Genomic DNA, 21,131 nt, shown 5'->3' on the forward strand with positions numbered 1-21,131 from the left:
GGTCACCTCCGTGGCTTCCTGCGGGCCTTGTGAGCACGCCGTCGGCCGGAGTGCATCGACGGCGGTGTTGTCGAGTGCACTCGGCCGCCTGGTGTCGCGACGTTCACGGTGCCGTCAGGGGCGACTGCGTAGTCCCAGTCAGGCTGGCCCTTGAGCTTGCGATGTCGCGAGCAGTAGGTGACCGGCTGAGCCGCGACCTCGTCTGGCTCACCTTGCGCTCGTGTCGCCTCGATCCCGCAACTCTGTGCGGGACGTGTGCATCCGGGCTGCCGGCACTCCCTGTCCCGAACCCGGATGAACTCGTCGTGCGCCGGAGTGAGCGGGTAGCGCGTGGGCGAAAGCTCCAGCGCCTGGCCGTTGCGCGGGTCGGTCAAGACTCGCCGCAGCGTCGTGTCGGGTCCGCTGATGATGCGGCGAGCCACTGGAGCCGCGATGGGTCCGCGCCCCGCCAGAGCCGCCGGCAACTGGTTCAAGCCAAGGTACGTTGCCAGGTCGATGTGCAGGAACACCTCGGTTCGCTCGCTCGGGCCACCGGTGCCGCTGAGCAACAGGTCGATGGCGACGTCTGCTCGGAGCTGGTCCAGTGTTCGGGACTCGTCCGGCGTCTTCAGCGCCCGCGCGGCCCGGTCGATGCGGGCGTAGGCGGCCGTCGCTTTGTCAGTCGGTGCGTTGTTGACCGACACATGGGTCACGCCGGTGTCCTGATGATGCAGCGCGAGCCGCCGCTCGTTGAGCTTTCGTTCGTTGCGGAGCGCAGCTCCTTCCGGGTCGGCTTTGGCGGCCGCATAAGCCGCGGCTCGGCGAACTTGGGTCGCGTTCCGGCCCGGAACCCGGTCCTCGAGCATCGCGTCGACGGCCCGCAGGTGATCTCCGGACAGCCATGATGTCGCATCGGTGACCTTCATGGCGCGGTAGAGGTCGAGCCTCCCGCTGTCCATGAGGTTCAGCATGCGGGGAAGGCGTGCGATCAGTGCGGTTGCCGCGGAAACGATTGCACTGGCACGGTGTTCCGTGACGGACAACGCGAGAGCCACTTCCGAGGCTGCGCTGGGTGCCCGTCTTCTGCGCACACTCAGGTCCGCGATCGCCCGTAGCTGAAGGGCCTGCAGCTTGGAGATCTCCGCGTCGGTGTCGCGGATGACATCGACGACTTCCTCGTCTTTCATGCGCTGCAACGCATCCGGCTCGGCGCGGACCGATCTCAGTGTGCCCGGAAGCATGTCGTGCGGTTTCTGGGATGCCGTAGGAGGGGTGAGCTTGCGGAGTGGTTGTGAAGGGGCCATGAACGCGACCGTACGGCGATTCGCAAGAAAAGTCACCGAGGTTCGGAAGAAAGGGTGACGGAAGGGAGCGAACGGCCCTTTCGCGCCCTCCGCGACTTGACGTACTCGAATTGATTCGGGATCGTTCGCGGATGCGCGCGAGTGCGCTGCCGATTCCCAGGGAGGCTCGATCCGAGAAATGTCCGATGTAGACAGACGGAAACGTATGGGATATCGAGAATTCAGCTGCTCAGAGCTTGAGCTTGAAGCCGGTGTGGCTCGGTTCGAAACCGAGGCGCTCGTAGAAGCGGTGAGCCTCCGTCCTGGAGACGTCCGACGTGAGCTGCACGAGTGCACATCCGCGGCGTCGAGACTCGTCGATCGCCCACTGCACGAGATCGCCGCCGAGTCCGGAGCCGCGGTGGTCGGAGCGGATCCGCACTGCCTCGACTTGGCCGCGGAGTGCCCCACGCCTGGCCAGGCCGGGAATGATCGTCAGTTGAAGGGTTCCGACAGCTTCGCCGCCGGCTACGACGACCATCAGAAGCTGGTTCGGATCTGCGTTGATCTCCTCGAAGGCTCGCAGGTAGGGAGCAAGGTCTGCGGGATCGTCGCGGGTTTCGCCGAGCTGGTCGTCGGCCAGCATGTGCACGATCGCGCCGATGTCGTCCCGCTCAGCCCTGCGGATGGTGTAGTCGGTCACGGCGCCAGTATCACAGGGCGCGGGTGAACCCTTGATAGCTGTGCGCGAAGCCGAAGCGTGCGTAGAAGTCTCGCAGGTCGGCGCGGGCGAGCCCGGAATCCAGGTGGAGCCGCGTGCAGCCTCGCCGGCGAGCTTCGTCGATTCCCCAAGTCAGGAGAGCGCTGGTGACGCCACGCCGAACAGCGCGGATGCCTTCGAGCAGGCCACGCGTGGCGCCTTCCCAGGCGAGTCCTCGCAGCACGGTCAGTTGAGCCGTCCCGGCGACGCCGTTGTCGTCCTCGGCCACGACGAGCGTGACGTGCGGCGTGGTCATGAGCTCCCGAAGCGTGGCTGCCAGCGGCTCGCCCGGTGCGCCGAACAGGCGCACGAGCGCCTCGATGTCCGTAGCGCGAGCACGTCTGATGACATCCATTTCGCCCAGTATGCAGGAAGCCGGTCGAGAGTGTAACTGCGACGAGTCGGCTACCCGGGGTGGTCGAGTTGCTCAGGGCATCGAGTAGTGCCGAACACCGTCGACGGCTTGCGTGGTCAGTTTGCCCTGGGACACCAGCAGGTCGAGGTGTGCCGCAGTCTCCAGGACGGCGAGCGTCTGGTTGAACGAGTCCATTTCGGACAGTTTGCGGTTGCGGCGAGTCCAGCCGATCCGGTGTGCGGCTTCGAATGCGGTGCTCGCGCCGGCCGCGATCTGCGAGCCCATCGTGTCGAGGCGTTGCCGGTGATGCTCCAGCAGCTCGTCGACCCGCGTGTGCACGCTTTCGGACACGGGACCGTGCGCGGGAAGCATGCGGCGATCCGGCATGGCGCGCACCAGGCGTAGTGAGGCGATGAAGTCGTTGAGCGGCAACTCGGCCGGGACGGGCTGGAAGCCGATCGAGGGTGTGATGTGCGGTAGCACGTGATCACCGGAGAACAGCAGGCCGGCCGTCTCGTCGACAAAAACGACATGCCCGGTGGTGTGTCCTGGAGTGGCGACGACGTCGAACTCGCGTCCGGGCAGGATCGGGCGAGGTCCTGGAGTCAGCCACTCGTCGGGCGCCTCCCAGAGGTCGGCCTCCGTGTGTCGCCGGTTCGTTCCGAAGTCGCGAGCCAACGCGTCGACGACTTCGCCCGCGCCGGCCTGGAACAGGAGATCGATCTGGGCTTCCATCGGAAGCCGGTCGGGATTGCCCGAGACCTTGAGTGACGGCTCTTCGTCTTGGCCGAGGGCGATCTTCGAGCCGAACTCCCGGCGAAGGACGACAGCTTGGGAGTAGTGGTCACGGTGCACGTGGGTGACGAGGAATTCGCTGACGTCGCCGAGCTCGGCGTTGATGCCGGTGAGGGCGTGCGCGAGCTGTTGCCGCGCTTCGGCCAATGCCCAGCCCGAGTCGACGAGAACCAGCTTCTCGCCATCGGTGACCGCGTAGACGTTGACCGCGCGCAGGCCGTCGTTGGGGAGCGGCAACGGGATCCGGTAGACGCCGGCGGAGACCTCGTAGATTCCGGGCTCGGTCCAGTTCCTGTCGCTGCTTTCCGGCAACGGTTCCACGGTGACCTCCGTCCCGGCGAGACTTCGGCGTCCCGGCCTTTCTTCACCCTGAGCCGTGCCGGGCCCGCTGTCCACCTGGAGAAGCTGAGACGCCGGTCACTCGTTCAGTCGGTGTCCTGCTTCAGGGCGGTGTCGATCGTGAGGGCCGCGGCGACCACCATGCTGGCGAGGGGATCCGGCAGCGGGTGGGGGATCTCCACGACATAGTTGTCGGCCGTGGTGAAGGCAGCCTTGACGAAACCGCCCCAGGTCTTGGTCACCCGGGCGACTTCGGTGTCGGCGTGGTCGCGGATCGAGAAGTTCCAGGCGCGCCAGTTCTCCGCGAAGATCCCGCCGACCGGGCGGCCGTCGACGACGAAGCCGAAGCGGATCTTGCCGAAGACGTTCTCCTGGACGATCTCGCCGATCGGGGTTTCGTCGGCCCTGGTGACGAGGAAACGCGACTTGAACACCTTCGCCGGCCGGGTCACCTTGAGCACGGTGCTGTGGTTGGCGTCGCGGACCTCGAACTTGTGGGTCAGGAACTGGTCGTACTTGGTCAGGAGGCGGATCGCCTTCTTCAACGTGCTCTGGCCGACCTCGACGACTCCGCCGAGCCGGTTGCCCTGCTGGTCGAAGACGCCGAACTCGTTGGCCATCTCGATCAGCTTGGCTCGCTGGTTGACCACCAGGATCGGCTCGGTGAACAGCGTCCCGCCACCGGTTCGCCCGCTGCCCCGGCCACGCGTCGCGCGGCCGACCTGGCTTTGGATGCGGGACGGGTCGTGGCCGAGCTCGATGTCGAGCTCGATCGGCGTCGAGTCGCTCGGTGGCGGCGCCTGGTGGGCCGGTCGGGTGTTGGCCGTCCAGGTCTGTCCGTCCCACCAACGGTGCAGACGGGGGTCCCGCGCGTCGGGGTACCAGCCCGGCTGCGGTGGCGAACTCGTCATGGCCGGTCAGCCTATCCGCGTGAACCCGCCGATGGTGCTCGTAGAAGGAAATGCGGCGAATGTCTGCATCGCGGCGGCCCGGTCGGCGCCGTGGACACGTGGTCGACCAGAATCAGTGGTCGTGACTGAGCGACTTTGGCCCATGGGCGCCGCGACGGCGATCGGTTCGATGCCGGGCACAGATGCCGCGGAGGCGGCCGCGGTCGTCTTCGGCGAGTTGCCCGACTTCCCGCACTTGCCGGAACTTCCGGCCCGCGGTGTCGGTGCGGACATACTCGGCCGGACCGCTGCGCTGCTGGTGGACCTGGCCATCGAGGTCGTGCCGAGCGGCTACCGCGTTGCTGCCCGGCCGGGTCACGACCACCGCCGGGCGGTCGACCTGCTGCGCTGGGATCTCGACGCCGTCCAGGAGGCACGGGAGACGGCCGGTGCCACACCGCCGGTCTTCAAGGTCCAGCTGGCCGGTCCGTGGACGCTGGGCGCCGGGATCGAGCTGCCCCGCGGCCACCGGGTCCTCACCGATCGCGGTGCCATGCGGGACTTCACGTCGTCCCTGCTGGACGGACTCGCCGAACACGTCGCGGAGGTCCAGGCCCGGACTGGGGCGCCGGTGGTCGTCCAGTTCGACGAGCCGTCGTTGCCCACGGTGCTGGCCGGGGGACTGTCGACGCCGTCCGGCTACGGGAACGTTTCGGCAGTGCCGGAGCCCGAGGCCCGCGACCTGCTCGCCACGGTGATCGACGGCGCGAAGAAGATCACCGGCGGCCCGGTGATCCTGCACTGCTGCGCCGCGAAACCGCCGCTCGCTCTGCTGCGTGCGGCCGGCGCGGACGCGCTGGCCTTCGACCTCGCCGCCCTCGACGGTGCTTCCGCGGCCTTCCTCGACGAGATCGGCGAAGTCTGGGACGGCGGCGCGACGCTCTTCCTGGGCGCTGTCCCGACCCCGGCGCCGGCGTCCCCGCTCAACCTGAAAGACGTCGGTGAGCCGGCGTTCCGGCTGGCCGACCGGCTCGGCTTCAACCGCAGCGTCCTCGCCGAACGCGCCGTGCCGACCCCGGCCTGCGGCCTCGCCGGCGCGACACCGGACTGGATGCGCCGGGTCCTCGCGTTGACGCGTGACCTCGGCAAGGCTTTCGTGGAGCCGCCGGAAGGCTGGTGACGGAATCCGCGAACTCGCCGACGGGCGCCCACCCCGGCAAGTAGCGTGTCGGGGTAGCCGATCGAACGAGGACCACCGGTAACCATGCGCCTGTTCCGCCGCAAGAACACCGACGCCGATCCGCCCGACCCGCGCACCGCGTGGCCCGAACAGCGCGTGCCCGAGGACCCCACGGCGGCCGCGGAGGCGTTCTGGCACGGTTGGTTCGAGCTGCTTCCGATGGTCAGCGCGGCGCTCGGAGAGGGTGAGCCGCACCGGGTGGAGCACGAGCTCTGTCAGCTTGTCGAGGCGCTGCACCCGCGGCTGCACTTTTCGCTCGAACGTGGTCGCCGGGCGATCTACGCCCTGGTCGTGACCGGTCAGGAAGACCCGGAAGTGCGGCCGTTCACGGATGCCTGGCGCGTCGCCGCGCCGCCCGAGGACGCGATCTGGGAGTACCATGACTCGGTCCCGCCGGTGCCCGATCCGACCGAGGTCACGGTGAACCTCGGCGCGCACCGGATCGCGCTGGTCGACGTCCGGGTGGTCGCGCAGGTCGACGAGGACGAGCACGTCGTCGACGTCGCCGTCTTCCACCCGGGGTTCGGCGATCTCGACGACGCGACGCGGCAGACCATGACCTTCCTGCCCCTCGACGCGACATTGGGTGAACGTCTCGCCGCCGAACGGTTACGGCGCGTCGAGACCGCGGAAGCCGAGCCGGCCGGCGCGATCACCCTTCTGGAGCTCCGTGACCTGGTCCGCGGACTGGCCGGCGGACCGGACGAAAATGTCGGTGCCGCCGACTAGGCTCACCACCCGTGAGCAGCACCGAATCCCCTCAAGACCAGATCACCGCGGAGGACGTCACCGACGTCCCGGCCGACGTGCGCGAGCGGCACGCCGCCTTCGCGGAGGAACTGCGCAACCACCAGTTCCGCTACTACGTCCTGGACTCGCCGATCATCTCCGACGGGCAGTTCGACGAGCTGCTCGGCGAGCTGCAGCAGATCGAGCAGCAGCACCCGGCGCTGGTCACCCCCGATTCGCCGAGCCAGCGAGTCGGTGGCACGTTCTCGACCGAGTTCACCGCGTACGACCATCTCGAGCGCATGCTCAGCCTCGACAACGTCTTCGACGAGGACGAGTTCCTTGCCTGGGTGGAACGCGTCGAGAAGGAGGTCGGGCGCACCGAGTTCCTCGCCGAGCTGAAGATCGACGGCCTGGCGATCAACCTCTTGTACAAAAACGGTCACCTCACCCGGGCGCTCACCCGGGGTGACGGCCGCACAGGCGAAGACGTGACGCTGAACATGCGCACGCTCGACCAGGTGCCGGAGACGCTCACGGGCACCGACAAGTACCCGGTGCCCGCCTTGGTCGAGGTGCGCGGCGAGGTCTACTTCCGCGTCGAAGACTTCCTCGAACTGAACGCGAAGATGGTCGAAGCGGGCAAGCCGCCGTACGCGAACCCGCGTAACACCGCGGCCGGGTCGCTGCGGCAGAAGGACCCGAAGATCACGCGCGAGCGCCGGCTGCGGCTGATCTGCCACGGCCTCGGCAAACGCGAAGGCTTCGAGCCTGCGCGTCAGTCGGAGGCGTACGACGCGCTGGCCGCGTGGGGGCTGCCGGTCTCGCCGCACAGCAAGGTGCTGACGTCGGCCGAGGAACTCACCGGCCACATCACCTACTGGGGTGAACACCGGCACGACGCCGAGCACGAAATCGACGGCGTGGTCATCAAGGTGGACCGGGTGACGCTGCAGCGTCGGCTGGGCACGACGTCGCGCGCGCCGCGGTGGGCGATCGCCTACAAGTACGCGCCCGAAGAAGCGATCACGACGCTGCTGGACATCCAGGTCAACGTCGGGCGGACGGGCCGGGTGACCCCGTTCGCGGTCACCGAGCCGGTCAAGGTCGCTGGGTCGACCGTCGCGCGCGCCACCCTCCACAACCAGGAAGAGGTCAAGCGCAAGGGTGTGCTCATCGGCGACCGGATCGTCATCCGGAAGGCCGGCGACGTCATTCCCGAGGTCCTCGGGCCGGTCGTGGACGCGCGCACCGGCGACGAACGCGAGTTCGTCATGCCCACCCACTGCCCGGAATGCGGCACCGAGCTCGCCTACCAGAAGGAAGGCGACAAGGACATCCGCTGCCCGAACAGCCGGTTCTGCCGCGCGCAGCTGCGCGAGCGCCTCTTCAGCCTGGCGGGGCGCGGCGCCTTCGACATCGAGGTCCTCGGATACGAGGCAGCGGTCGCGTTGCTGGACGCGCAGGTGGTCGCCGACGAGGGCGATGTCTTCGACCTGAACGAGGACAGCCTCGCCGAGGTCGAGTTGTTCCGCACGAAGGCCGGCGAGTTGTCGGCTAACGCGCGAAAGCTGCTCGCCAACCTCGACGTGGCGAAGAACCGGCCGCTGTGGAAGGTGCTGGTCGCTTTGTCGATCCGGCACGTGGGGCCGACGGCGGCGCAGGCGCTGGCTCGCGAGTTCGGTTCGATCGAAGGCATCGAGCAGGCGACCGAGGAGGAGCTGGCGGACGTCGACGGTGTCGGCCCGACCATCGCCCACGCGACGCAGGAGTGGTTCGAGGTGGGGTGGCACCGGGAGATCGTCGAAAAATGGCGACGCGCCGGCGTGCGCATGGAGGAGGAGCGCGACGAGTCGATCCCGCGCAACCTCGAAGGGCTGTCGATCGTGGTGACGGGCTCGCTCGACGGCTTCTCCCGCGACGAGGCCAAAGAGGTAATCATGGCCCGCGGGGGGAAGGCCGCGGGTTCGGTCTCGAAGAAGACCGCGTTCGTCGTCGTCGGGGACTCGCCTGGCACGAAATACGACAAGGCCGTTCAGCTGAAGGTGCCGGTGCTGGACGAAGGCGGCTTCCGCGTCCTGCTGGAGCGGGGGCCCGAAGCGGCGCAGGAGGTGGCGCTGCCGACCGGTGAGGAAACCGCCGAAGACGAGTCTGGGGAGACGGATGGGTGATGTCGAGATCCGGCCGCCGCGGCCGGAGGAGTACGCCGCGGCGGGCGAGGTCACGGTCCGGGCCTACGACGTTGATGGTCACTTGGCCGGCGACGTCGGTTACGACGCGAAGCTGCGTGACGTCGCGAGCCGGGCCGAGCTGGCCGAGGTGCTCGTCGCCGTCGACGCGGCGGGGGAGGTGCTCGGCACCGTGACTGTCGTGCGGCCGGGTTCGCCGTACGCCGAGATCTCACGTCCGGGGGAGCTGGAGTTCCGGATGCTCGCGGTGGCGCCGTCGGCGCGTGGGCGTTGTGTCGGCGAGGCGCTGACGCGCGCCGTTCTCGACCGTGCGCGGGCGCTGGGGCTCGCCAAGGTGGTGCTGAGCAGCCTTGCGGGGATGCACAGCGCGCACCGGCTCTACGAACGTCTCGGGTTCGCGCGGCTGGCCGAGCGGGACTGGCGGCCGTTCCCGCACATCAGCCTGATCGCCTACCAGATCGACGTCTGACCTGGCGTTTGTCGAAAAAGGGACGAGCCCGCGTGGACTCGTCCCCTTTTCGACAACGCGGAGTTAGCCGTCGAGGACGACCGCGACGATCCCGGCGAGGTGGGCCAGCCGGGCGACCTCGGCCGCGCGGAACGCCGGGCCACCTGGGCGGGCGACGAGCAGCGCCTTGCCCGGCTTCCCGAGCGGGGTCGCGGCCAGCTCGGTGCCGAGCTCCTTCCACGTCTCCGGGATCCAGGCTTCTTCTCCGTCGAGCACCGTCGCGCGCTCGAGTGGCAGCCAGGGCAGGTCGGTGATCGGGGTCTCGGGTGCCGCGCTCGACGAGGCCAGCCGGATCGCGCCGGTTTCCGCGTGTTCGACGATCATCGCCCAGCCCGCGCGCACGATGCGGGGGACGCCCTCCGCGAGGATGTCGAGGCCGCTTTTCGGCTGCGCGGCTATCTCTTCGACGAGTTCGAGTTCACGGTGCGTGTCGAGCACGCCCGCGTAGGGGCGGACCGCGTCCACTTCGACGCCGTCGACGCTCTCGGCCGCCGTGATCAACGCATCGGGCAGCCGGCCGGACGGGAGCTCGACCACGAGGTCGTCGACGGCGATGCCCGTGCCGCGTTCTACGACGTCCACGCTGAGGATGTCGGCGCCTACCGTGCCGAGCGCCGTGGCGACCGCGCCGAGGGTCCCCGGGCTGTCCGGAAGGAGGACCCGGATCAGGAACGACACCACGCGCCCCTCTCACCTCTGGCGTCCCAGCCTTGCCGTGGGACGCTCGATGCCGGTCGCCGATTGTGACAGACCCACCCGGCTCGCGGGACCTGCTGTCCGCCGGGCGGGATGCGAGCGTCGCCGGACGGCACTCGGCTTGCGCCGGGCGTAACCCAGTCGAGTCCGCCCGCGCCGCCACCATAGACTTGCAGCTTCCGAGACAACCCGCACAGCACAACCCGGGAGTCACCCGCGTGCCCAACATTTCCCGAGACGAGGTCGCGCACCTCGCGAAGCTGGCCAGGCTGGCCGTGACCGACGACGAAATCGACGTCTTCGCCGGCCAGCTCGACCAGATCCTGGACTCGGTGGCCAAGGTGAGCGAGGTCGCCGCCGAAGACGTGCCGCCGACGTCGCACGCCGTGCCGCTGACGAACGTCTTCCGACAGGACGTCGTCGTTCCCGGGCTCACGCAGCAGCAGGCGCTGGCCGGGGCGCCGGCCGCCGAAGACGGCCGCTTCCGGGTGCCGCGGATTCTGGGGGAAGAGCAGTGACCGAGCTCATCAAACTGACCGCCGCGGAGCTGGCGGGGAAGATCCGTGCGCGCGAGGTGTCGGCCGTCGAGGTGACCCAGGCGCACCTGGACCGGATCGGCGAGGTCGACGACCACATTCACGCGTTCCTGCACGTCGACACCGAGGGCGCGCTGGCCGCGGCCAAGAAGGTCGACGAGGGGCTCGCCGAGGGCCAGGCGCCGGCGTCGGCGCTGGCCGGGGTGCCGCTCGCGCTGAAGGACGTCCTGACCACCGAGGGCGTGCCGACGACCTGTGGTTCGAAAACGCTCGAAGGCTGGATCCCGCCGTACGACGCCACGGTGACGCGCAAGCTGCGCGAGGCCGGTGTCGTGATTCTCGGCAAGACGAACATGGACGAGTTCGCCATGGGGTCGTCGACGGAGAACTCGGCGTACGGCCCGACGCACAACCCGTGGGACCACGCCCGCATCCCGGGCGGGTCGGGCGGTGGCTCGTCGGCGTCGATCGCGGCCTTCGAGGCGGCCCTCGCCATCGGGACGGACACGGGTGGGTCGATCCGGCAGCCCGGCTCCGTGACCGGCACCGTCGGGGTGAAGCCGACCTACGGCGGCGTCTCGCGCTACGGGCTTGTCGCTTTTTCGTCTTCGCTCGACCAGGCCGGGCCGTGTGCCCGGACCGTGCTCGACGCCGCGCTGCTGCACGAGGTCATCGCCGGGTACGACCCGCGGGACTCGACCTCGATCGACGCGCCGGTGCCGCCCGTTGTCGCTGCCGCTCGGCAGGGGATGACCGGTGACCTGAAGGGCGTCAAGGTCGGCGTCGTGAAGGAGTTCGGCGGCGACGGCTACCAGCCCGGTGTGGAGCGGTCGTTCCAGGCCGCGGTCGAGCAGCTGCGGGCGCTCGGCGCCGAGGTCGTCGAGGTGTCTTGTCCTCATTTCGTCTACGCGCTTCCCGCGTACTACCTGATCGCGCCGAGCGAGTGCTCGTCGAACCTCGCGCGGTTCGACGCCATGCGCTATGGCCTGCGCGTCGCCGACGACGGCACGCACAGCGCCGAAGAGGTCATGTCGCTCACCCGCGAGAAGGGCTTCGGCGCCGAGGTCAAGCGGCGGATCATGCTGGGCACGTACGCGTTGTCGTCCGGCTACTACGACGCCTACTACGGCTCGGCGCAGAAGGTGCGCACGCTGATCACGCGTGACTTCGCCGCTGCGTTCGAAAAGGTCGATGTCCTCGTTTCGCCCACGACGCCGACCACGGCGTTCAAGATCGGCGAGCGCGTCGACGACCCGATGGCGATGTACCTCGCCGACCTGTGCACGATCCCGTCGAACCTGGCCGGCAACGCCGCGATGAGCGTGCCGAGCGGGCTGTCCGACGAGGACGGGCTGCCGGTCGGCCTGCAGATCATGGCCCCGGCGCTGGCCGACGACCGGCTCTACCGGGTCGGCGCCGCCTACGAGGCCGCTCGCGACGCCGCCGCCGGTGGAGCGCTCATCCACAAGGTCCCGGAGCTGGGAGGAACGAAGTGACTGCCGTGGCCGAGTTGATGGACTACGCCGACGTCATCGAACGCTTCGACCCGGTGCTCGGGCTCGAAGTGCACGTCGAGCTGAACACGAACACGAAGATGTTCTGCGGCTGCCCGAACGAGTTCGGCGGCGAGCCGAACACGAAGGTCTGCCCGACCTGTCTCGGGCTGCCCGGCGCGCTGCCGGCGGTCAACGGGAAGGCCGTCGAGGGTGCGATCCGGATCGGTCTCGCGCTGAACTGCGAGATCGCCGAGTGGTGCCGGTTCGCCCGGAAGAACTACTTCTACCCGGACATGCCGAAGAACTTCCAGACGTCGCAGTACGACGAGCCGATCGCCTTCAACGGCTACCTCGACGTCACGCTCGACGACGGCGAGGTCGTGCGCGTGGAGATCGAGCGCGCGCACATGGAGGAGGACACCGGCAAGTCACTGCACGTCGGTGGCGCCACCGGCCGGATCCACGGCGCCGAGCACTCGCTGCTCGACTACAACCGGGCCGGCGTGCCGCTGATCGAGATCGTCACCAAGACGATCGAGGGCACCGGCGAGCGGGCTCCCGAGGTGGCGCGGGCGTACGTGTCCGCGCTGCGTGACCTGCTGCGCGCGCTTGACGTGTCGGACGTCCGGATGGACCAGGGCTCGCTGCGGTGCGACGCGAACGTTTCGCTCATGGCGAAGGACGCGACCGAGTTCGGGACGCGCACCGAGACGAAGAACGTCAACTCGCTGCGCAGTGTCGAACGGGCCGTTCGCTACGAAATGACCCGGCAGGCGGCGATCCTGGCCGACGGCGGGTCGATCAAGCAGGAGACCCGGCACTTCCAGGAGGCCGACGGCTCCACGTCGCCCGGCCGGACGAAGGAGACCGCGGAGGACTACCGGTACTTCCCGGAGCCCGACCTCGTCCCGATCGCACCGTCGCGTGAATGGGTCGAGGAGCTGCGCGGGACGCTTCCGGAGATGCCGTCCGAGCGTCGCAAGCGGATCCAGACGGAGTGGTCACTTTCCGACGAAGCCCTGCGTGACCTGCTGAACGTCGGCGCCGTCGACCTGGTCGCGGCCACGGTCGAGGCCGGCGCTTCGCCGGACGAGGCGCGCGGCTGGTGGGTCAACACCCTCGCCCAGGAGGCGAACGCCCGTGAGGTCGAGCTGGCCGATCTGCCGATCGCGCCGAAGCAGGTGGCCGAGGTCATCGGGCTGGTGTCGTCCGGCGAGCTGACGAACAAGCTGGCCAAGGAAGTCGTCCAGGGCGTGCTCGCCGGTGAGGGCGAGCCGCGCGAAGTTGTCGAGAAGCGTGGGCTGAAGGTCGTCTCGGACGACTCGGCGCTGCTCGCCGCGATCGACGAGGCCCTGGCCGGGCAGCCGGACGTCGCGGAGAAGATCCGCGGCGGCAAGGTGGCCGCGGCGGGCGCGATCGTCGGCGCGGTCATGAAGGCGACCAAGGGGCAGGCCGACGCCAAGCGGGTCCGCGAGCTGATCATCGAGCGCGTCGGCTCCTGACGTTGTCGTCGTTTTTCGTCAAAAGCGTCACTTGGCGCGAGTGGCTCGGCTTGGCGGCCGGGCTGCTCGCGCTGGGCTCGACGTTCCTGCCGTGGACCACGCTGAGCACCACCAGACCGGACATCGAAGACGTCCTCGCGCAGCTGCAGCACAGTGACGTCGTCCGCGACGCCTGGCACTCGGGCTTCTTCGCCTGGTGCCCGCCGCTGCCGTTGCTGCTGGCCGGGCTGGTCGTGGTCTTTTTCGGGCGAATCCGGACCATGCGGGTCAGCGGCCTGCCGCACCTGTGGCTGGTGGTCGCCGCGGCGGCGCTGCTGCTGATGGTGCTGGGCTGGGTCACGCTCGACTGGCAGTTCGACGCCGACCAGCGCGGCATCTTCGACGCCGCCGGGATCGCCATCAGTGCGGGCTTCGGGCGGTTCCTCGGCTTGTTCGCCGCGCTTGTCTCGGGTGTGGCTGCTTTTCTGGACATGAGGGCGATGCGGGTGGAGACCCGGCAGCCGCGGAAACGTGAGCCTCGCAGCAAGACCCGCTGATCGCCGGGCGTTGCTGATGCGCCGCTCCGCGATGCCGGCCTGGACCACCCGGCCAAGCCACCCGGTCGAGCCGCCGGGCGGGAGTCCGCCCGAGCATCTCGGCGGGGTCCGCCGCTCCGCGATCCCGGCTGCGGTGGGTGGCTGAGTCGTCCGTTCGGTCGGCCGTCCTGGGTGACAACGTTGACACCTCGGCCCGGGCGTTGCGTGAGAAAGCGCTTTCTGAGACGGTCGAAGTGGCGGTCGCGAGCGTCGGACCCCGTGGGGCGACAGATCCGCGGGATGGGGCGCCGAGATCCGCGGCACGCGGCGGCCGGGTGCGGGCGCGGCGGGAAGGTGCTGGGGAGGAGGTCCGGAGTTGGCTCAGGGAAAGCACTTACGCGTTGCCATCGTCGGGGCGGGAGGCATTGCCGACAGCCATCACGCCGCCTACCGGGCTCATCACGGCGACACAGACCTCGTGGCCGTCGCCGACATCGATGAGAGCCGGGCCGTCGCCTTCTGCGCCGGGACCGAGCACGCCAAGCCTTATCGCGATCTCGGCACTTTGCTCGCCGAGCAGGAACCCGATCTCGTGTCGATCTGCACGCCGCCCGGGCTGCACGTCGGGCAGACCAAGCTGGCGCTGGAGAGCGGCGCCTGGGTCTGGTGTGAGAAGCCGCCGTGCCGGTCGCTCGCCGAGTACGACGAGATGGCCGGGGCCGAGCGGGAGGGCGGGCCGTACGTCTCCTTCGTTTACCAACAGCGCTCCGGCTCGGGCGCCGCGCACTTCCGGGAGCTGCTCTACCAGGGTGCGCTGGGGCGCCCGCTCGTCGCGCACTGCCAGACCACCTGGTACCGCGATGCCGGCTACTACGCCGTGCCGTGGCGGGGGCGGTGGGAGACCGAGGGTGGCGGGCCGGCCATGGGGCACGGCATCCACCAGATGGATCTGCTGCTCCACCTGCTCGGTGACTGGGCCAAGGTGCGGGCCATGGTCGCGCGGCTCGTGCACGACGTCGAGACCGAAGACGTCTCCACCGCGCTCGTCCGGTTCGAGTCGGGGGCGCTGGCGACCGTGGTCAACAGTGTCGTTTCGCCGGACGAGGTGAGCCGGATCCGGATCGACTGTGAGCGGGCCACCGCCGAGCTCACCCACCTCTACGGACACGGCAACGACGACTGGCGCTACACCCCCGACCTCGGCGCGCGGCCGGCCGGCGACGTGCGCAGTTCGCACGCTGCCGCCCTGGCACCGGTTCTTGCCGCTTTTCGGCAACGGCGGCGGCCTCCCTGCAGTGGGGGTGACGGGCGGCGGGTGCTGGAGTTCGTCGCGGCGTTGTACAAGTCCGCGCACACCGGGCTCGGGGTGCGACGCGGGGAGATCGGGGCCGGGGACGTCTTCTACCGGTCGATGGCGGGGGACCCGCGGTGAGCGCGCCCATCACCGTGACGCACCGGCACGGGGACCACGTGAGCGTCGAGGCGGCCGGGGTGCAGCTGATGTCCTATGTGTACAAGCCCGACCCCGTGGCCTACGAGTCCCGCAAGCCCTACACCCACCCGCTGCGCACCCTGCGCGGCCGGCGCGTCAGCGGCTACCGGCCCGCCGACCACCGCTGGCACAAGGGCCTGCAGATGACGGCGAGCCACCTCTCCGGCCAGAACTTCTGGGGTGGCCACACCTACGTCCCCGGTGACTGGTACCAGGACCTGCCCGACCGGATCGGCTCGATGCGGCACGACGACTTCGCCGCCTTCGCCGTCGACGGGGACCGGCTGAGTGTCTCCGAACGGCTCACCTGGATGGCCAACGGCGGTGACGCCTGGGCGCGGGAACGGCGGGACATCGTCGTCCACTCCGTCGAGCCGGACGAAGGCGCGTGGGCCATCGACTGGGCGATCGAGCTGACCAACGTCCGCGACGCGCCGCTGGTGTTCGGCAGCCCGACCACCGCCGGCCGGGAGCTGGCCGGGTACACCGGGCTGCACTGGCGCGGGCCGCGGGACTTCAGCGGTGGGCGCGTCCTCGGGCCCGGTGACCTCGGTGGGGATGCCATGATGGGTGCGCAGGCGCCGTGGCTTGCGTTTGTCGGTGAACACGACGACGTCGACGCGCACTCGACGCTGCTCTTCGCCCACGCGCCCGAGAACGACCGGGCGATCCACGAGTCGCACTGGTTCGTCCGTTCCCAGGGCACGCCGACGGTGGCCATCTCGTGGGCGTTCTTCGAAGAGTTCGCCCTGCCGCCGGGGGAGAGTTTCACTTATCGCTACCGGATCGTCGTCGCCGACGGGGCTTGGGACCGCGACCGGGTGACGCGGTACCTCGAGAGTCACGGATTCTGAAGGGCCGGCCATGGACGAATTCCCTCTACCGGGTGGCATCGGGGTCTCGCACCTGCGGGCCTACGACTGGGAAGCCGAGGACGGCGTCTGCGGCGGCAGCCCGCACCTGCACCTCGCCTGCACCGAGGCCTACGTCGTCACGGGCGGCCAGGGCGCGGTCCAGACGCTGAGCGTCGGCGGTTACGCCGAGACGCCGCTGGAGGCCGGGGTGATCGCGTGGTTCGCGCCGGGGACCGTGCACCGGATGGTGCAGGGCGGCGGCCTGCGGGTAACCGTGCTCATGCAGAACAGCGGGCTGCCCGAGGCCGGGGACGCCGTGTTCACGTTTCCGCCCGAGGTGCTCGCCGATCCCGTCGCCTACGCCGAGGCGGCGGCGTTGCCGAAAACCGACGACGCGGCCCGGCGACGCCGTGACCTGGCAGTTCGTGGCTATCTGCCGTTGCGGGAGGCGCTCCTGGACGGCGACGCCGAGCCGCTGCGGGCGTTCCACCGGGCGGCCGTCGCGCTCGTGTCGCCGAAAATCGGCGACTGGGTTCCGCGCTGGCAGGCCGGGGCGCTCAAGGCTGCTGAGCTGACCGGCGTCCACCTCAAGGCGCTCGCCGACGGCGACGGGAGCCACCTCGAGCAGTCGGGGGTGCGGGTCGCGATGCCGTCGAACCCGGACGGCTTCGGCATGTGCGGACGGCGCGCCGAATACGACATCCACTGAGACAAGTCCTCGACCAGGAAGGCCGGCCATGAACCAGACCAGTATCGGAGTGCTGCTCAACGGGGTCACCGGCCGGATGGGCTACCGGCAGCACCTGCTCCGGTCGGTGCTGGCCATCCGCGACCAGGGCGGGGTCGAGCTGCCCGACGGCAGCCGCGTGCAGCTCGAGCCGATCCTCGCCGGGCGCAACGCCGCGAAGCTCAAGGACCTCGCCGACCGGCACGGGCTCACGGCGTGGACGACCGACGTCGGCTCGGCGCTGGCCGACGTCCAGATCTACTTCGACGCCCAGCTGACGTCGGCGCGTGAGCCGGCCGTGCGTGCCGCGATCGCCGCGGGCAAGCACGTCTACGCCGAGAAGCCGCTGGCCGAGACGCTGACGTCCGCGCTGGAGCTCGCTGGGCTCGCGCGGGACGCCGGGATCTGCCACGGCGTCGTGCACGACAAGCTCTTCCTGCCCGGCCTGCGAAAGCTGCGGCGGCTCGTCGAAGGTGGGTTCTTCGGACGAATCCTCTCGGTGCGCGGCGAGTTCGGGTACTGGGTGTTCGAGGGTGACTGGCAGGAGGCGCAGCGGCCGAGCTGGAACTACCGCGCCGAGGACGGCGGCGGCATCGTGCTCGACATGTTCTGCCACTGGAACTACGTGCTGGAGCACCTCTTCGGCCGCGTTTCGGCCGTGACCGCAAAAGCGACCACGCACATCCCGCGCCGGTGGGACGAGCAGGGTGACGCCTACGCGGCGACGGCGGACGACGCCGCGTACGGGATCTTCGAGCTCGAATCGGGGGCCATCGCGCAGATCAACTCGTCGTGGGCCGTGCGGGTCTTCCGCGACGAGCTCGTCGAGTTCCAGGTCGACGGCACCGAGGGCAGCGCGGTCGCGGGCCTGCGGCGCTGCCGCGTCCAGCACCGGTCCGCGACGCCGAAGCCGGTCTGGAACCCGGACCTCCCGGCCACCGAGCCGTTCCGCGACCAGTGGCAGGAGGTGCCGGACAACGCCGAGTTCGACAACGGCTTCAAGGCGCAGTGGGAGGAGTTCGTCCGGGACGTGGTCGCCGGACGGCAACACCGCTACGACTTCTTCTCGGCCGCGCGCGGGCTGCAGCTGGCGGAAGCCGGGCTGACGTCGTCGGCCGAGGGCCGGCGGGTGGAGCTGAAGCCCTAGTCGGACCCGCGGGAACCGGGGCGCTTCGAGGACGCGGTAGTGGTGGCTGTCGCCACCCCGCGTGGTCGGTCAGGACGCGGAAGCCGGACTCGTGGAGAACGCTGCCCAAGGTCCGGACGATGATCTCGCGGACCGTGTTCGGGAAACAGACCGCTGCGCACGTCTTGGGTCAGGACCGGCTCGGCGAGCTCCCGCCAGCCGGCGACCATGCCGTCCGGGGCTTTGGAGACCGGGCCGTCGTGCAGGTGCTGTTCCCGCTAGAACCGGAAGGGACCGGTCACCGGGTCAGTCCCGGCCGTTTCCGCCGCCGGAGGTCGCCGGGGTGATCAGCACGACGCGGTCGTCGCTCGACACCGGGGCGCCGCCGTCCTTGTTGACCGTGCCCGCCACCGCGAGCTGCGGGTTGATCATGCTCATCCCGGCGAGGCGCCCGTAGGTCACCGGCGGTTTGCCGGTCTTGCCGTCCATGACGACCAGGGGCTTCCCGGTGACCGCGCCTTCCTTCGACACCGGGACGTCCTGCAGGTTGCCCGCCAGCGACGTGGCGACCCCGACGTAGCCGGTCGAGTCGACGAAGTCCGCGCAGCCCGCGACGCCCGGTTTCTCCGTCCACGTCCACGCCGGCACCGTGAGCGGCTGCCCGGCCTGCACCCGGTAGAGGGCGTCCTTGTCGGCGAGCCGGTCGGTGACCCAGATCCGGCCGCCGTCGGCGGACGCGCACAGCCCGCCGGGCGCGTGCAGGCCGGCCGTGAGCACGAGCGAGCCGTTCGGGTTGCCCGCGGCGGCCTTGCCGGACGTGTCGATCCGCAGGATCTTGCCGGCGAGGGAGTTCGGGTCGGCGGCGGCGTTCGGGTTGCCCGCGTCGCCGGTCGCGACCAGCAGCGCGCCCTGGCCGTCGGTGCTGATGGTGCCGCGGTTGCCGGTCGCGCCCTTCGGGATGCCGGTGAGCACCGGCTTCGCCGGCTGGCCCTTCGCGAAGCGCACGACGCGGTTGTCGGCCGCCGTCGTCACATAAGCGAACACGAGCTGGTCCTCGACGTACGACGGCGAGAGCGCGAGCCCGGTCAGGCCGCCGTCACCGGCCGCCTGGACGTCGAGCTTCGCGAAGTCGGTGGCGTCCTTGCCCGCCGTCGCGAGCATCACCCGGCCGCTCTTGCGCTCGCCCGCCAGCGCGCTCGGGGTGGAGCCGTCGCCGGGCAGCCCGGCGACCGCGGCGACGGTGTCCAGGCAGGTCGTGATCACCGCGGGGTCGAAGTCCTTGCAGCCCTGGGGCGGCGGCACGGGGGTGGCCGGCTGGCCGGGACGCGCCTGCTTGCCGTCGCCGCCGGAGTCCGCGCCGGGGCCCTGGACCTCGGGCGGCGACTCGGGGCTGGCGACCGGCGCGGGGCTGAACGTCTGGCCCGCCGCGGTGTCGTCGAACCGCGCGCACCCGGCGGGCAGCAGGGCGCCGCAGGCGAAGATCGCCAGCAGGGCCGTCCGGTAGCGGGTTCGCATGATTCACCAGCCTAGGGCCCGGTGCGTGAACCATGGGTGAGCACTCCTCGATTACGTTGGGGATCATGACGCTGACCGTGCTGGTGCCCGACGACGAGGGCCTGACCGTGCTCGCCGAGGTCCCGCGGGTCCTGCCCGTGCGCTACCAGTGGGGCGAGCCGGTGCCGCCGGAGGCCGCGAAGGCCGAGGTGCTGATCCCCGGCAAGCACCCGCCGGGCGACGAGCTCTGGCGCGCGCTGCCGAACCTGAAGCTGATCCAGCTGCTCGCCGCGGGCGCCGAGGACTGGGTCGGCAAGGTGCCCGACGGTGTCCTGCTCTCCACCTGCCGCGGCGCACACGGCGGGAGCACCGCCGAGTGGGTCGTCGCCGCGCTGTTGTCGATGTACCGGAAGCTGGACGTCTTCGCCGCCGCGCAGCGCGAGGGCCGCTGGGAGCGGCAGACCGCCGACACGCTGCAGGGCAAGCGCGTGCTGGTCGTCGGCGCCGGTGACCTGGGACAACACCTGCGGCGACGCCTGGAGCCGTTCGACGCGCGCTGCACGATGGTCGGGATGACCGCGCGGGAGGGGGTGCACGGCGTGCGCGAGCTGCCGGGGCTGCTCGGCCTGCACGACGTCGTGGTGCTGATGGTGCCGCTGACCTCGCGCACCCGCGGGATGGTGGACGCGGAGTTCCTCGCCGAGATGCGGGACGGCGCGGTGCTGGTCAACGTCGCCCGGGGCGCCGTCGTGGACACCGGCGCCTTGGTCGCCGAACTGACCACGGGCCGGTTGCGTGCCGCTCTCGACGTCACCGACCCCGAGCCGCCGCCCGCCGGGCACCCGCTGTGGACGGCGCCGGGGCTGCTGCTGACGCCGCACGTCGGCGGGGCCGTGCGCGGGGTCCGGGGCCGCTCGTACGCCGTCGCCGCGGCCGAAATCGCGCGGTACGCCGGGGGCGAGCTGCCCGACAACCTCGTGCACGGGGAGTACTAGCGCGGCGGCTCGCCACGCCGGTGCGGATCCCCTACCCTTCGCGCGTGAGCAGTGGAGACGATTTTTCGCAGCAGCCCACCAGCCTGCTGTCGGGCGTCGAGGACGACAGCGCCGACGACGGCCCTCGGCAGGGCGGGCTCGGGCTCGGCCTGCTGATCCTGCGGCTGGCGCTCGGCGTGACGATGGGCGCGCACGGCCTGCAGCACCTGTTCGGCCTGTTCGGCGGGCCGGGCATCGGCGGGTTCGCGCGGGTGCTGGAGACGTTCGGCTACCACAAGCAGACGACGCTGCTGGCGTGGATCGCCGGCGTCACCGAGGTCGGCGGCGGAGTGCTGGTGATCGTCGGGCTGTTCACGCCGCTGGCCGCGGCCGGCCTGCTGGGGGTCGCGGCGAACGTCGTCTACGCGAAGTTCCACGGCGGGTTCTTCGAGCAGCAGGGGCAGGGGTTCGAGTTCGAGCTGCTGCTGGGCGCGTCGGCACTGAGCCTGCTGTTCACCGGCGCCGGGCCGATCTCGCTGGAGCGGAACACCCCGTGGCGGCGACGGCCGTTGCCGCTGGGGCTGGTTTCGCTGCTGCTCGCCGCCGCGGCTGCGGTGGTGGTCATCGTTCTGACGCGGTGAGGCTGGGGACA

Annotated in this window: 21 protein-coding genes; 14 read left to right on the top strand and 7 right to left on the bottom strand. The window is 70.2% G+C overall.

The annotated features are described in order from the left end of the window. Nucleotides 1-2 precede the first annotated feature (2 nt). The 5 genes from ACZ61C_RS24975 to ACZ61C_RS24995 form a co-directional block, all read right to left on the bottom strand. Entirely contained in the window at nt 3-1,283 is a 1,281-nt protein-coding gene (locus ACZ61C_RS24975; protein ID WP_465310240.1) for a DUF222 domain-containing protein, read from the bottom strand. A 229-nt stretch (nt 1,284-1,512) separates the two neighbouring features. Then, nucleotides 1,513-1,965 carry a GNAT family N-acetyltransferase gene (locus ACZ61C_RS24980; protein ID WP_465310241.1) on the bottom strand — a complete coding sequence of 151 codons (453 nt, stop codon included), beginning with the start codon at nt 1,963-1,965 and terminating at the stop codon, nt 1,513-1,515. Between the two features lie 10 nt (nt 1,966-1,975). Beyond that, on the bottom strand, nt 1,976-2,377 hold the full coding sequence (locus tag ACZ61C_RS24985; protein ID WP_465310242.1) for a GNAT family N-acetyltransferase: 402 nt from the start codon (nt 2,375-2,377) through the stop codon (nt 1,976-1,978). Nucleotides 2,378-2,449: 72 nt separating this feature from the next. Then, entirely contained in the window at nt 2,450-3,493 is a 1,044-nt protein-coding gene (locus tag ACZ61C_RS24990; protein WP_465310243.1) for an MBL fold metallo-hydrolase, read from the bottom strand. 104 nt (nt 3,494-3,597) lie between these two features. Continuing rightward, complete coding sequence (locus ACZ61C_RS24995) at nt 3,598-4,422, bottom strand: LURP-one-related family protein (protein WP_465310244.1); 825 nt, start codon at nt 4,420-4,422, stop codon at nt 3,598-3,600. Nucleotides 4,423-4,543: 121 nt separating this feature from the next. On the opposite strand from ACZ61C_RS24995, the gene ACZ61C_RS25000 reads away from it, so the two are divergent. The 4 genes from ACZ61C_RS25000 (at nt 4,544) to ACZ61C_RS25015 (ending at nt 9,028) form a co-directional block, all read left to right on the top strand. Then, complete coding sequence (locus tag ACZ61C_RS25000; RefSeq protein ID WP_465310245.1) at nt 4,544-5,581, top strand: uroporphyrinogen decarboxylase/cobalamine-independent methonine synthase family protein; 1,038 nt, start codon at nt 4,544-4,546, stop codon at nt 5,579-5,581. Between the two features lie 84 nt (nt 5,582-5,665). Continuing rightward, on the top strand, nt 5,666-6,370 hold the full coding sequence (locus tag ACZ61C_RS25005; protein WP_465310246.1) for a hypothetical protein: 705 nt from the start codon (nt 5,666-5,668) through the stop codon (nt 6,368-6,370). Nucleotides 6,371-6,381: 11 nt separating this feature from the next. Then, nucleotides 6,382-8,541: an NAD-dependent DNA ligase LigA gene (gene ligA / locus ACZ61C_RS25010; protein WP_465310247.1), complete on the top strand. Its 2,160-nt coding sequence runs from the start codon at nt 6,382-6,384 to the stop codon at nt 8,539-8,541. Then, nucleotides 8,534-9,028 (top strand): GNAT family N-acetyltransferase, encoded by a 495-nt coding sequence (locus ACZ61C_RS25015; RefSeq protein ID WP_465310248.1) that lies wholly within the window; start codon nt 8,534-8,536, stop codon nt 9,026-9,028. The genes ligA and ACZ61C_RS25015 overlap by 8 nt, the downstream gene beginning before the upstream one ends. Before the next feature lie 63 nt (nt 9,029-9,091). On the opposite strand, the gene ACZ61C_RS25020 is transcribed toward ACZ61C_RS25015, so the two are convergent. After that, a complete protein-coding gene (locus ACZ61C_RS25020; protein WP_465310722.1) occupies nt 9,092-9,745 on the bottom strand; it encodes an ACT domain-containing protein in 654 nt (217 codons plus the stop codon). Between the two features lie 236 nt (nt 9,746-9,981). Between ACZ61C_RS25020 and gatC the strand changes: the two genes are divergently transcribed. The 8 genes from gatC to ACZ61C_RS25060 all read left to right on the top strand — a co-directional run bounded on the left by gatC (nt 9,982) and on the right by ACZ61C_RS25060 (nt 18,032). Continuing rightward, on the top strand, nt 9,982-10,281 hold the full coding sequence (gatC, locus tag ACZ61C_RS25025; protein WP_465310249.1) for an Asp-tRNA(Asn)/Glu-tRNA(Gln) amidotransferase subunit GatC: 300 nt from the start codon (nt 9,982-9,984) through the stop codon (nt 10,279-10,281). Continuing rightward, a complete protein-coding gene (gene gatA, locus ACZ61C_RS25030; RefSeq protein WP_465310250.1) occupies nt 10,278-11,795 on the top strand; it encodes an Asp-tRNA(Asn)/Glu-tRNA(Gln) amidotransferase subunit GatA in 1,518 nt (505 codons plus the stop codon). The genes gatC and gatA overlap by 4 nt, the downstream gene beginning before the upstream one ends. Further along, entirely contained in the window at nt 11,792-13,297 is a 1,506-nt protein-coding gene (gene gatB, locus ACZ61C_RS25035) for an Asp-tRNA(Asn)/Glu-tRNA(Gln) amidotransferase subunit GatB (protein WP_465310251.1), read from the top strand. Before gatA ends, gatB begins: the two co-directional genes overlap by 4 nt. 2 nt (nt 13,298-13,299) lie before the next feature. Next, nucleotides 13,300-13,833 (top strand): hypothetical protein, encoded by a 534-nt coding sequence (locus ACZ61C_RS25040; protein ID WP_465310252.1) that lies wholly within the window; start codon nt 13,300-13,302, stop codon nt 13,831-13,833. Between the two features lie 355 nt (nt 13,834-14,188). Continuing rightward, the gene (locus ACZ61C_RS25045; protein WP_465310253.1) at nt 14,189-15,244 is read left to right on the top strand and encodes a Gfo/Idh/MocA family protein; all 1,056 of its coding nucleotides are present in this window, start codon (nt 14,189-14,191) and stop codon (nt 15,242-15,244) included. Next, nucleotides 15,241-16,158: a DUF6807 domain-containing protein gene (locus ACZ61C_RS25050; protein WP_465310254.1), complete on the top strand. Its 918-nt coding sequence runs from the start codon at nt 15,241-15,243 to the stop codon at nt 16,156-16,158. The genes ACZ61C_RS25045 and ACZ61C_RS25050 overlap by 4 nt, the downstream gene beginning before the upstream one ends. Nucleotides 16,159-16,168: 10 nt before the next feature. After that, on the top strand, nt 16,169-16,867 hold the full coding sequence (locus ACZ61C_RS25055; RefSeq protein WP_465310255.1) for a cupin: 699 nt from the start codon (nt 16,169-16,171) through the stop codon (nt 16,865-16,867). A 28-nt stretch (nt 16,868-16,895) separates the two neighbouring features. Continuing rightward, nucleotides 16,896-18,032 (top strand): Gfo/Idh/MocA family protein, encoded by a 1,137-nt coding sequence (locus ACZ61C_RS25060; RefSeq protein ID WP_465310256.1) that lies wholly within the window; start codon nt 16,896-16,898, stop codon nt 18,030-18,032. A 285-nt stretch (nt 18,033-18,317) separates the two neighbouring features. Here the strand turns inward: ACZ61C_RS25060 and ACZ61C_RS25065 are convergent, their stop codons facing one another. Continuing rightward, on the bottom strand, nt 18,318-19,526 hold the full coding sequence (locus ACZ61C_RS25065) for a PQQ-dependent sugar dehydrogenase (RefSeq protein WP_465310257.1): 1,209 nt from the start codon (nt 19,524-19,526) through the stop codon (nt 18,318-18,320). A gap of 65 nt (nt 19,527-19,591) precedes the next feature. Here ACZ61C_RS25065 and ACZ61C_RS25070 point away from each other — a divergent pair, with 65 nt between their 5' ends. After that, entirely contained in the window at nt 19,592-20,500 is a 909-nt protein-coding gene (locus tag ACZ61C_RS25070; RefSeq protein ID WP_465310258.1) for a 2-hydroxyacid dehydrogenase, read from the top strand. Between the two features lie 44 nt (nt 20,501-20,544). After that, the gene (locus tag ACZ61C_RS25075; RefSeq protein WP_465310259.1) at nt 20,545-21,120 is read left to right on the top strand and encodes a DoxX family membrane protein; all 576 of its coding nucleotides are present in this window, start codon (nt 20,545-20,547) and stop codon (nt 21,118-21,120) included. The last annotated feature ends 11 nt before the right edge of the window (nt 21,121-21,131 follow it).

Source organism: Amycolatopsis sp. NPDC104587 (genome assembly GCF_055583645.1).